At 62.5% G+C, this 10,778-nt stretch carries 12 protein-coding genes and 1 tRNA gene; 10 read left to right on the top strand and 3 right to left on the bottom strand.

Annotated features, from left to right (window positions below; genetic code table 11):
- The 5 genes from GA615_RS27685 to GA615_RS26915 all read left to right on the top strand — a co-directional run.
- The coding region (locus tag GA615_RS27685; RefSeq protein WP_161602600.1) for a transposase at positions 1-220 on the top strand (220 nt) is incomplete at its 5' end.
- Between the two features lie 389 nt (positions 221-609).
- Positions 610-924: a DUF433 domain-containing protein gene (locus GA615_RS26900; RefSeq protein ID WP_161602601.1), complete on the top strand. Its 315-nt coding sequence runs from the start codon at positions 610-612 to the stop codon at positions 922-924.
- A gap of 2 nt (positions 925-926) precedes the next feature.
- Positions 927-1,277, top strand: a complete 351-nt coding sequence (locus GA615_RS26905; protein WP_152054443.1) for a DUF5615 family PIN-like protein — start codon at positions 927-929, stop codon at positions 1,275-1,277.
- Positions 1,278-1,354: 77 nt separating this feature from the next.
- Positions 1,355-1,705 (top strand): hypothetical protein, encoded by a 351-nt coding sequence (locus tag GA615_RS26910; RefSeq protein ID WP_152054444.1) that lies wholly within the window; start codon positions 1,355-1,357, stop codon positions 1,703-1,705.
- 1,036 nt (positions 1,706-2,741) lie between these two features.
- Entirely contained in the window at positions 2,742-3,053 is a 312-nt protein-coding gene (locus GA615_RS26915; RefSeq protein WP_152054445.1) for a hypothetical protein, read from the top strand.
- A 208-nt stretch (positions 3,054-3,261) separates the two neighbouring features.
- Here the strand turns inward: GA615_RS26915 and GA615_RS26925 are convergent, their stop codons facing one another.
- The 3 genes from GA615_RS26925 to GA615_RS26935 all read right to left on the bottom strand — a co-directional run bounded on the left by GA615_RS26925 (position 3,262) and on the right by GA615_RS26935 (position 4,196).
- Positions 3,262-3,678 carry a hypothetical protein gene (locus GA615_RS26925; RefSeq protein WP_152054446.1) on the bottom strand — a complete coding sequence of 139 codons (417 nt, stop codon included), beginning with the start codon at positions 3,676-3,678 and terminating at the stop codon, positions 3,262-3,264.
- Positions 3,679-3,724: 46 nt separating this feature from the next.
- A complete protein-coding gene (locus GA615_RS26930) occupies positions 3,725-4,045 on the bottom strand; it encodes a hypothetical protein (protein ID WP_152054447.1) in 321 nt (106 codons plus the stop codon).
- Between the two features lie 78 nt (positions 4,046-4,123).
- Positions 4,124-4,196 (bottom strand) — tRNA-Thr (locus tag GA615_RS26935).
- A 439-nt stretch (positions 4,197-4,635) separates the two neighbouring features.
- Between GA615_RS26935 and cysK the strand changes: the two genes are divergently transcribed.
- From cysK to GA615_RS26960, 5 genes are all read left to right on the top strand, one after another.
- On the top strand, positions 4,636-5,607 hold the full coding sequence (gene cysK / locus GA615_RS26940; RefSeq protein ID WP_152054448.1) for a cysteine synthase A: 972 nt from the start codon (positions 4,636-4,638) through the stop codon (positions 5,605-5,607).
- Complete coding sequence (locus tag GA615_RS26945; protein WP_152054449.1) at positions 5,604-6,047, top strand: Mov34/MPN/PAD-1 family protein; 444 nt, start codon at positions 5,604-5,606, stop codon at positions 6,045-6,047. The genes cysK and GA615_RS26945 overlap by 4 nt, the downstream gene beginning before the upstream one ends.
- A 115-nt stretch (positions 6,048-6,162) precedes the next feature.
- Positions 6,163-6,615 carry a nucleoside-diphosphate kinase gene (gene ndk / locus GA615_RS26950; protein WP_152054450.1) on the top strand — a complete coding sequence of 151 codons (453 nt, stop codon included), beginning with the start codon at positions 6,163-6,165 and terminating at the stop codon, positions 6,613-6,615.
- Positions 6,616-6,748: 133 nt separating this feature from the next.
- Positions 6,749-8,767 carry an NAD-dependent DNA ligase LigA gene (gene ligA / locus GA615_RS26955; protein ID WP_152054451.1) on the top strand — a complete coding sequence of 673 codons (2,019 nt, stop codon included), beginning with the start codon at positions 6,749-6,751 and terminating at the stop codon, positions 8,765-8,767.
- A 365-nt stretch (positions 8,768-9,132) separates the two neighbouring features.
- On the top strand, positions 9,133-10,635 hold the full coding sequence (locus GA615_RS26960) for a hybrid sensor histidine kinase/response regulator (protein WP_152054452.1): 1,503 nt from the start codon (positions 9,133-9,135) through the stop codon (positions 10,633-10,635).
- Positions 10,636-10,778 lie beyond the last annotated feature (143 nt).

Genomic DNA, 10,778 nt, shown 5'->3' on the forward strand with positions numbered 1-10,778 from the left:
GAACTCGCTGCACTGGGTCCTGGACGTAACGTTCGATGAGGATCGGAGCCGGATCAGGAAGGAGAGCGCCCCGGAGAACTTCGGCCTGCTCCGTCGTCTGGCGTTGTGCCTGTTCAAGGGCGACACCTCGTCGAAGGGGAGCATCAAGGGCAAGCGGCTGAAGGCGTCGTGGGACGACGAATACCTGATCCAAGTCCTCTGCGGAAGTGCTGGAAATTAGATGCGTTTGCCCTGGGGCTGCTGGGTGGCGAGCGAGCGAGGCCGGCGTGACCTTTGCTCGTCCATTCGCAGGGTCCGCTGACCTGGCCTCGGCGTCGATCACAGGTCCTCCTTCCTCATCACCTCCTGGTCGCGTCGCTCCATGTCTCCGTCGAGGACGACTTGCTGGTCGACGGCCAGCGTCTCCCGCCGGGCGTGCCCAGTGATCGGTGACACTCGGGACGTCTCGGCCAGGCGATGACGGGGACGTGCTCGGGCATGAACACGAACGCCCCCAGCGCGAAGTCATCTGGGAAGAGGTGCCAGGAGCCGTTCTTGATCCGTTGGTTTATTCGCTGTACTCTCTTCTAGTATTGGTTTGACCCATCCTGGGCGGCGATGAGGGTCCCGATGAATACGCACCTGGGTTACGTGCATCTCCGGATCGAACCCGACGGAAATGCCTGGGTTGACGGGACGCGGTACTCGGTCGCCCATCTCGCCGGGGAACACTACCACCATGGCTGGTCCGCGGAGGAACTCCTCCGCCAGCACCCGGACCTCCGCCCCGAGCAGGTCTACGCCGCCCTGACCTACTTCTACGACCACCGCGACCGCATCCTCCGCGAGCTCGGCGAGACCGCCGAACGAGTTCGTCCGCTCGTCGAGGCGCAGCCCCTCAGCCGGGCCGAACTCCTCAGGCGACGCGACGCAGGGACTCCCTGAGCATGCCGCTGAGCCTGTATATGGACGTCCATGTCCCGATGGTCGTGACGCAGACCTTGCGGCGACGCGGGGTGGATCTCCTGACCAGTCAGGAGGACGGGACCAGCACTGCGGAGGACGACGTGCTCCTGGCCCGGGCCACGGCCCTGGGGCGTCTCCTCGTCACCCAGGATCAGGACTTCCTGCGGATCTCCGCCGAATGGCAACTGACGGGACAATCCTTCACCGGGATTCTCTTCGCCGCCCAGCAGGGAGCGAGCCTCGGCCTCCTCGCGGCCGACCTCGAACTGATCGTCTCCTGCGGCGAGCCGGACGAACTCCGGGATCGTGTCACGTATCTCCCCCTGCGTTAATCCCTGGCCCATGATCCTTACCGGGGACCAAGGAGCCATCGGCTTGGGACATCCGCTTCGCGTCGCCGAGGGTGGACTTGATTGACCACGCCCTGAATCGAGCCAACGACCGTCTGACCATCTTCGCCGCCGCCGCCGCCTGCGAGCGTATGCCGGCCAGGGCAGCGGGCGACCGGAACGTGATGCGGCGACTTGCCTCCTGCGTGATGCCGAACCAATTCCACCTCGTGCTCTGGCCCCAGACTGACGCCGACCTTTCCCCCTCCATGCGCTGGCTCACCCGGACCCATACCCAGCGCTGGCACGCCGATCGCCGATCCACCGGCACCAGCCACCTCGACCTCCCCGCCGGCCTCCGCACGCTCGTGCCACTGTTCAACGCCCCGCATTGGCTGCACCTCGGGTCATGGGCCTTGGCCAGATCGTGATCGTCCTTGTCGCATGATCCACCCCCCTACCCCGAATCGGGGCACGACTTCGATGGTCAGTATGGAAGTCGAGGTTCGCAGGGCCGCTGGTTGCGCTCAAGAGGATCGCAGAGCCATCAGTGCTGCTCAGGTCAGAACCGTCCAACGATGAATGGGCTTTGGACTTGACATAGAGTGTTGCATCGATTTCGCATCCCCATGCCCCTCTGCTCCGAGAGGGGGCCGTTCTGGCATTCGGACACAATCGATCAACAAACAGGACTCCCTGCCTCGTGGGATCCAGGGAGACAGACCACCCCCGCCCCGTTCCGGTACCATCATGACCAATAAAGGCGTTCAGCGAACTCCGCGCCTCGGGGATGACACGATTCACGGACCTTTGGCATCGGTTTGGCGAGACTCCGAGGGTGGTGATCCTGACCATTGGTGACCTGGAGATCAGAGACGGATGATCTCTTGGCCACACTTGTTCAAATGAATGCAAATGGTGTATGATAATTGTTGACTCTGGCGACGATCCTGGGACGGAGCCGCTGGTGCCAACTGTCAACCATTGGAGATCGACACCGGGTTAAGGGCGGCGAAAGCTGGGGAGACCTGATCGGTTTGGTGGTGGAATCTCCATCGTTCCTCGGTGCCGAGTGGCAACGAACGACCGGGAGACTGTACAAGCCAGGGCGGGGCATCGTGTCATCCATGATCATTCGGAGAGGGCTTCTGGTTTCGAGGGGCCTCTCCCATACGGCCTCGGCGGTGGTTCTGCCCCGATCTCCGTCGAGTGCCTCACCGACCACGTGAGCGGATTCCCCGGTTCGATACTCCGCGAAGTCGCGGCGAACGAATCGCGTGGTTCCCGCAACTCAGGATTGCGGTCATCACCGCGGCCGAGCCCTCTGGCGATGGCGATCCCGTCGCTTTCCCGTGCGTCCCGTTCCCGACGCCCGGGTGCCGCGCACCACGCTGCGGCGGATCAGGCAATCCTGGAGGGGCCTCGCGTTCCTGCGCATCCCCTCCCTGACCACCGGAGTCCGATGCCGTGGGCAACACCGACGACATCATCCCTGCGCGGTTCTACACCGCGCGGGAAGCCTCATCCCTCCTCGCCGGACGAGGAGTGCGTCTCTCCGCGAAGAGCCTCCTGAAACGCGCCGGCACGGCGATCCCCGCTGTCCGCGTCGGCCCAAACGGCGGCCGGGTGTATTTCCCCGGCCGCGCCCTGCTCGAGTACCTCGAGCCCGGTCGGTCGCCCAGGAGCGCGTCTGCGATCACCGCGGCCTCACCGAACCGACCTCGTCCGCCGGCTCCCGGCCCGCTGGAGGAGTTCCGCCGAGCGACGCGAGCCTCCTGAGATGCGTCAGCCGACCGGCAACGCCGTTGTAGGTCCGGCCGGTGACCGAGGGGTCGTAGCCCAGCAGGGCGGCGACCCCCGCCAGGTCACCGGTCGCGACCAGGAGTTCGGTCGCCCGCCCGTGGCGGAACGAGTAGAGCGAGATGCGGCGGTCGGCACCTGCCCGGTCCCGGGCCCTGCTAAAGGACGACCGCCAGCAGTACCGGGTTCAGGGCCTTCCGGCCCGATTCCGGAAGATCGGCCCCTCCGGCCGTAGCGTGACCAGGCGACCGACGATCTCCCGCGCGGGTTCGTTGAGCACGATCGCCCGGACGTCTCCGGTGCGACGGCGTGTCTTGTACTCGTCGAGGACCACGACGTCACCTTCGACATGACGCGCCTCGATCGCGGCGGCCTCTGAAGGACGACAGCCGGTCAGTGCGACAAAGCGGGCGAGGTCGCGAAACTCCGGGGAGCGGATCGCCCTGAGGATTGCTTCCATCTCCTCGGCCGTCGGGATCTTGTCCCGCCTGAGTTTCCTGGGCAATCGGGGGACCGTCGGGGGCGGACAATCGATGAGCCGGCGGCGCCGTGCCCAGCGGTAGATCGTCCCCAGGACGCGGACAAAGTCCACGCGGCGGTTCATGCCCCATTCGGTCCGTGAGGCGAGGAACTGCTCGATCGTCTCCTCGTCAATCGCGTCGACCGGGGGTCAACGCGTGTTGCTCGATGAAGGCCGAGACGCGCCCAACGTAGTCGCGGAACGTGCGGGGCCCAACCTCACCCCGGCTGGAGCGGGCGGCGAGATCCTCGAAATAGCGAGCGGCGACGGTCCCCAGGGCCGGTGGCCCGGCGTCCGGGGCGGCGCGACGTTCGGCCATCCGCCGGTGGAACTCCATCCACACGGCGTGCTTGTTGGATTTCCCCACGGCAAGCCGGAACATCCGCCCATCAATGGTCGCGTACCAGGCATTTCTGGCGGCGCGATACCACGGTCCTTCGGGTCGTCTCATGATGGTTTTCACTGCCCGTTTCGCTGCCCTTGGGAAGGGGCGACGGCTCGGACTTGTCGCAAAGTGTTGTCTTGAAAGAGCCACCGAAGAGAGTCGAACTCTTAACCCCCGCTTTACGAAAGCGGTGCTCTGCCGATTGAGCTACGGTGGCAAGCAGATGATTGATGGTAAAAGGGACGGGGCGGTGTGTCAACGGCAGTCGAGCGGTTGATCGAGGAGTGTGTTTCCGTACTGCTGCCCTGCACGATGGACAGGGCGGCAATGCGGGGCTCTCCATGAGGACCACGAAGCCCAGAGGATCGAAGGATGCCGGATGGGTCAAGTTTGAGAGGGATCTGGGAGGCTGTAAAGAGTGGTCGGAAATCGGAACACCATGACCGACGTGAGCCGGGCCGCAACGCTTGGTCCAGTGAGCCTTCAACTCTTTAAAGATCACCAAAATGAGTGGTCTAGTCGAGATTGGTCGGGTTGCCGGGCCCGATTTGTCGTCGTATGATGGGGCTTTCACCGGCGGAGGGGGCGAGGCACTCGTCGCCGGTTCGTTCGGATTCGAGATGCCGAGCTTTCCGACACCCGATGGAGACGAGACGATGGCGACCGCCGACGAGGTCAGGGCGCGGGGCCGGATCTACGACGAGATTACGCAGTGTGTCGGCAATACTCCGTTGATTCGCTTGCGACGGATCACCGAGGGCTGTCACGCTCAGATCGTCGCGAAGCTCGAGAATTTCAACCCGCTCTGGTCGGTCAAGGACCGCATCGGTGTGGCGATGATCGACACGGCCGAGGCCGAGGGGAAGATCAACCCCGACACGGTTATCATTGAACCGACAAGCGGCAACACCGGCATCGGCCTGGCCTTCACCTGCGCGGCTCGTGGATACCGCCTGGTCGTGACGATGCCCGAAAGTATGAGCCTCGAGCGTCGCCGCCTGATCAAGGCGTTCGGGGCCGAGATCGTCCTGACTCCCGCGGCCGAAGGCATGCCCGGTGCTGTTCGTCGCGCAGAGGAGTTGACGAAGAACACCCCGAACGCCTTCATGCCTCAGCAGTTCCGCAATCCGGCCAACCCGGAAATCCACCGTAAGACCACGGCCGAAGAGATCTGGCGAGACACCGACGGCCAGGTCGACATCCTGGTCTGCGGCGTGGGGACCGGCGGCACGATCACCGGCTGCGGTGAAGTCCTGAAAAGCCGCAAGCCCGAGCTTCAGGTCGTCGCCGTCGAACCGGAAGACTCGCCTGTCATTACGCAGACGCGGAACGGAGAGCCAACCAAACCTGGCCCTCACAAGATTCAGGGGATCGGCGCGGGGTTCATCCCCGAGATCCTCAACGTCAACATTATCGACGAGGTGATCCGCGTTTCGAACGAAGAGTCGTTCGAGACAACCCGACGCCTGGCCCGGCTTGAAGGGATGCTCTGTGGCATCTCTTGCGGAGCCGCCGCGGCCGGGGCCCTTCGCGTCGCCATGCGCCCCGAAAACACCGGGAAGATGATCGTGGTCGTTCTACCGGACCTCGGCGAGCGGTATCTCTCGACCCCCCTGTTCCCCGAATGAGCGTCCCCGAATCGTCCTCGATCTCGGCCGGGGAGATCCTCGAAATCCCCGGCACCATCCTGCAAGCGATGGTCGCTCATTGTGTGCAAGAAGCCCCCCTCGAAGCCTGTGGCTTGCTCGGAGGAGGGCCTCCTCGGGTGTCCTCCTTTCACCCGCTTCGCAACGCGGCTCAAAGTGAAACCCGATACGAAGCCGATCCGACCGATCTGATCGCCGCCGTTCGAGACCTTCGGAGCCGATCGGCTCAGATCCTCGCGATCTACCACTCGCACCCGAAATGGCCGGCCATCCCGAGCGGGACCGACCTGCGAGAGAACTACTACGAGGATGTCCCCCGAATCATCGTCTCCTTGCAAGGTTCCGAGCCCGAGGTTCGCATCTGGAGGCTTCGAGCCGACGGTTACGACGAACTCCCCTGGCGGAGCGTTTCGGACGGTTGAATCGTCCGCCTTGCACTCGCTATACTGCCGAACCGGTCGTTGGGACCGGCTTGCACCACATCACCTCGCCCGCCCTTGGCATCGAATCCAAAAGAGAGCGTAAGGTCCCCCCACCATGCAACACACCCTCGTCATCTTCAAGCCCGACTGCGTCCAGCGCCGCCTGGTCGGCCAGATTCTCCAGCGATTCGAAGCGAAAGGGCTGCGGATCGCCGCTTTGAAGATGATTCAGGTCAGTCAGGAACTGGCCCAGCAGCACTACGGCGAGCACAAGGAACGGCCCTTCTTTCCCAGTCTGATCGAATTCATTACCGGAGGGCCGGTCGTCGTTGCCGTCCTGGCCGGGCCGGAGGCCGTGTCGGTCGTTCGGGGGATGATGGGCAAGACCAGTGGCATCGAGGCTGCTCCCGGCACCATCCGTGGTGATTTTTCGGTGAGCAAGCAGAACAACCTGATCCACGGCAGCGATAGCGCCGAGTCGGCCGATCGTGAGATCGCCCTCTGGTTTACGCCCCAGGAACTGCTCGCCTATGACCTCGCTGGTCAGCACTGGGTCAGCGAGGCCTGATCGATTTTGAAGCGTTGAGGCATTGCATGATGAGGGAGGCCGCCTCCGTCGTATTCGGAAGCGGCCGCCAATAGAACACCTCTCTCGCCCTCAGGGACTTCTGACGGGCGCTTCCCCGGAGGGGCGATCACGCATGGCGACCGACGAAGTTGTCCAAGCCGTGAATGAGTTGCGCCGAGAGATCGAGAAACATAATCGTCTCTACTATGTCGAGGCGACCCCGATCATCAGTGATCGGGAATATGACCGGTTGCTCAAGCAACTTGAAGATCTTGAAGCGGCTCATCCGGAGCTGATCACCCCCGACAGTCCCACGCAACGCGTCGGTGGTGAGCCGATCACCGCGTTTGAGACCATTCGGCATGCTGTGCCGATGCTCTCAATTGAGAATACCTATACGCTTGACGAAATTCGAGAGTGGGACCGCCGGGTTCGGAAGGGATTGACCGACGGTGAGACGATTCGGTACGTCGTTGAGCTGAAAGTTGATGGGGTCGCCGTCTCGCTCCGATACGAATCGGGAACCCTGGTTCTCGGCGCCACGCGCGGTGACGGTGAACGAGGCGATGACATCACCTCCAACCTGAGAACCGTCCGGGGAGTTCCCCTGACGCTCCTCGACGATCCTCCTGCATTACTGGAGGTTCGGGGCGAGGTCTATATGACGAACTCCGAACTGGCCCGGCTCAACGAAGGTCGAAAGGCCGAGGGGCTCTTGCCCTTTGCCAATCCTCGCAACGCCACGGCAGGCTCGTTGAAGCTGCTCGATCCAAAGCTTTGCGGTCGTCGTCGGCTCCTGTTTGTCGCGCATGGGCTGGGAGACGTGCGCGGAATCGATGCGCCCTCATACAGCGAGATCCTGATTTTGAGTCGCCAGTGGGGTGTTCCCGTCAGCCCTCACAACGCGGTCTTCGAGGAGATCGAGGAAGTCATTCAACACGCGATCGCCTGGGAAACCCGGCGCCATGACCTCGATTTCCAGATCGACGGTCTGGTGATCAAGGTAGACGACCTCGCCCAACGTGCCCGACTTGGGACTCGTTCCAAGAGCCCCCGATGGGTCATCGCATATAAATATGAAGCCGAGCAGGCGATTACGAGGATTCTTGGCATCACCGTTCAGGTGGGCAAGACCGGCAAGCTGACCCCCGTGGCTGAGCTGGAGCCGGTCCCCTTGGCCGGCACGGTCGTCAAGCGAGCAAGCTTGCACAATCCGGACGAGATCGAGCGCAAGGGGGTTCGGATCGGCGATACGGTGGTGATTCAGAAAGCCGGAGAGATTATTCCGCAGGTGGTCCGTGTCGAAGTGGATGCTCGGGATGGATCGGAACAGCCCTACACGTTTCCTGATCACTGCCCGAGCTGCCAGGCCCCCATCGAACGGGCTCCGGGGGAGGTTGATGCGCGTTGCACCAATCCCCCCTCGAAATGCCCTGCGCAGCTTAAGGAGTGGATTCACTGGTTTGCCCACCGAGACGCGATGGATGTTGATGGTCTGGGGGAGAAACTCATCGACCAACTCGTGGATCGAGGACTCGTCCGGTCGCTCGGTGATCTCTATCGGCTCGACGAACAGACCCTTGCCGGGCTCGACCGCATGGGGAAAAAATCGGCCGCCAATCTCGTCCAGAACCTCGAACAGAGCAAACACCGAACCCTCGACCGCTTCTTGACGGCCCTGACGATTCGTCACGTCGGGACCCGGATCGCCGAAATTCTTGCTCTCCGCTTCCGGTCGATCCATGCGGTTCGGTCGGCCTCTCTGGAGGAACTGGAGGCCGTTCCCGAGGTCGGGAACGTGGTTGCCGCCAGCGTTCGACACTTTTTCGATGATCCGACCCATCAGGCACTCGTTGACGACCTGCTCGACGCGGGAGTGGTTCCCGAACCGCTCCCGGAACCTCAGGGAACCGAGGGGCTCCCTCTTGCCGGCAAGACGGTGGTGATCACCGGCACGCTTCCGAGGCGATCACGAGCCGAGGCGGAAGCCCTGGTCAAGCGGGCCGGTGGAAAAGTCACCGGCTCGGTTTCCAAGAATACCTCGTACCTGATCGCCGGGGCTGATCCCGGCAGTAAGCTTGAAAAGGCCCGACATCTGGGAATCCCGATTCTTGATGAGGACGAACTCGATCGAATGGCGGCAGGAATCTGACGGCTGAGTTCCAGGGACCACTTACGGACCAAGATGGACCTTGCCCTCGATTTTTTGAAAGTTTTCCTTGCCTCTCTGCCGTTTGAGGGATTAGAACGTGACGGATGAATGATCAATCGGTGGATCGCTACGGAGTGGTCGACCCATCCTATCTGCGCTTCTTGATTTTGGTAAGTGTTGCGTGAGAAGTCGTGTTGGGCGTTCTCCCTGTTCGAGAAGCGTTGAGAGCGGGTCAGCGATCGCAGCTTCGCAAAGGAGCCACGTGGCCTCGAGGCGTTGGATTCTGGGCCGCCATGGTCGTCGGGAAGCTTTGGGCCTTCCCTCGAAGACAGAGAACGCTGCATCATCGGTGAGGCAGACACCGGATGTCGACTCAACACATCAAGCCCGAGATGAGGCCAGGAGAGCGACCGGCGATGCCGCAGGTCGTTGATCCTCAGTTGTTACGACTCATCCAGGATCATCCGCACGGGATCCTGGTCGTGGCAAGTGATTCGGGACGGATCGTTCATGCCAATGCCGCCGCTCGTTTCCTCCTTCGAGACGATCCAGAAGCTGCAATCGATGGAGACCTGCTCGGGATCCCGGTGCTCAGTGGACAGAGCGTGCTGGTCGAAGCCGGTCCGCCCACACGTCGTCGATTGCGAATGAAGGTTGAACAGGTGTCCTGGGCCGGTCGGAAAGAGCAATTCATCACGCTTCGAGAAGTCCGATCCGTTCAACGCATCCGCCGTCGCGGCGTCACTCCTGCGGGGCCCGATCGAGCGATGTCTCTGCTTGCCCACGAACTTCGGAGCCCGCTGAGTGCGATTCTTGGCGCGTTGCATGCGGCTCGTCTGAACCCGTCATCACAGCAGGGTGCCCTGGTTTTCGTCGAGCATCAAGCACGCAGGTTGGGCCGCCTCCTTGAAGACCTCGTCGAAGGTGAGGTGAGCGACGGTCGGTCAATTCCCATCCGTCCGGTGATGATCACGGTCAACCGGCTTGTGACCTGGAGCACCGAAGCCGTTCGACCGCTGGTGGCCGCCCGAGGGCAGCAACTCGATGTCCGTCTGCCGGGTGAACCGATTTTGCTTGCGGTCGATCCGACCTGGGTTGAACAAGCATTCCTTCATTTGCTAGCAAACGCTTCGAAATATTCCGAGGTGGGCGGAAACATCCGGGTGGAGGTGCACAAAGACCTTGAGAGCGTGGTCATCACAATCCGGGATGACGGAATCGGCATCTCTTCAACCGACCTGGGACGTATCTTCAACCCGTTTCGGCGGGGAGACTCAGACCGGGTGCGACTTCGAGAAGGCCAAGGGGTTGGACTGGCGATGGTCCACCGGATCATCGCTCGCCACGGGGGGAATGTTTCGGCTGCCAGTGCCGGATCGGGTCAGGGCAGTACCTTTACCATTCGGTTGCCCGTTGCGTCGGTCGCAACACCTGCCACGCCCCCGCCGCTTGCCTGGGTCGATGCCCCTGCACCCCCTCCCCGATCGTCTTCGGCGACCTCGATTCTGATCGTGGATGACGATGAAGCCGCCGCGGAAGGGCTCGCCATGGTCCTTCGACTTTGGGGTTGCGAAGTCCGGATGGCCTTCGACGGCAATCGTGCGCTCCGCGACGCCATCGCCGATCCTCCCGACATCCTCATCATCGACCGGGCACTTCCGGGCATGAATGGCGAGACCCTTGCCCTTCGGCTTCGTGAGATCGCCGAGACTGCGGCCGCTCGCTTGATTTGCCTGACCGGTTCCGGCTGGCAACCCGACCGGGAGTCAGACCCGTTTGATCATCACCTGCTTAAGCCCATCGATTTCGAAGCACTCGCAGGACTGATTCCGACTCAGCCGGCCGGCCGAAATCGAGTCGGTGAGTGAGCCTTCGGAATGATCCCTCCGGACCATCCCCGAACGCAGCGTTGAGTCGTCAGTCCGCACGATTGTGGGAGGAACACCATCCGTGACGGCTGAGGGTGCTCCGGCCCCAGGTTGGCATGGAGCACCATTCCTCATCACATGGA

This window comes from Tautonia marina (assembly GCF_009177065.1).
In the GTDB taxonomy this organism is placed as follows: domain Bacteria; phylum Planctomycetota; class Planctomycetia; order Isosphaerales; family Isosphaeraceae; genus Tautonia; species Tautonia marina.

Bases quoted from the DNA above. Each gene is read 5' to 3' on its own strand.
- GA615_RS26900 (WP_161602601.1), top strand. From the start codon at position 610: ATGAATACGCACCTGGGTTACGTGCATCTCCGGATCGAACCCGACGGA.
- GA615_RS26905 (WP_152054443.1), top strand. From the start codon at position 927: ATGCCGCTGAGCCTGTATATGGACGTCCATGTCCCGATGGTCGTGACG.
- GA615_RS26925 (WP_152054446.1), bottom strand. From the start codon at position 3,678: ATGAACCGCCGCGTGGACTTTGTCCGCGTCCTGGGGACGATCTACCGC.
- GA615_RS26930 (WP_152054447.1), bottom strand. From the start codon at position 4,045: ATGAGACGACCCGAAGGACCGTGGTATCGCGCCGCCAGAAATGCCTGG.
- cysK (WP_152054448.1), top strand. From the start codon at position 4,636: ATGGCGACCGCCGACGAGGTCAGGGCGCGGGGCCGGATCTACGACGAG.
- GA615_RS26945 (WP_152054449.1), top strand. From the start codon at position 5,604: ATGAGCGTCCCCGAATCGTCCTCGATCTCGGCCGGGGAGATCCTCGAA.
- ndk (WP_152054450.1), top strand. From the start codon at position 6,163: ATGCAACACACCCTCGTCATCTTCAAGCCCGACTGCGTCCAGCGCCGC.
- ligA (WP_152054451.1), top strand. From the start codon at position 6,749: ATGGCGACCGACGAAGTTGTCCAAGCCGTGAATGAGTTGCGCCGAGAG.
- GA615_RS26960 (WP_152054452.1), top strand. From the start codon at position 9,133: ATGTCGACTCAACACATCAAGCCCGAGATGAGGCCAGGAGAGCGACCG.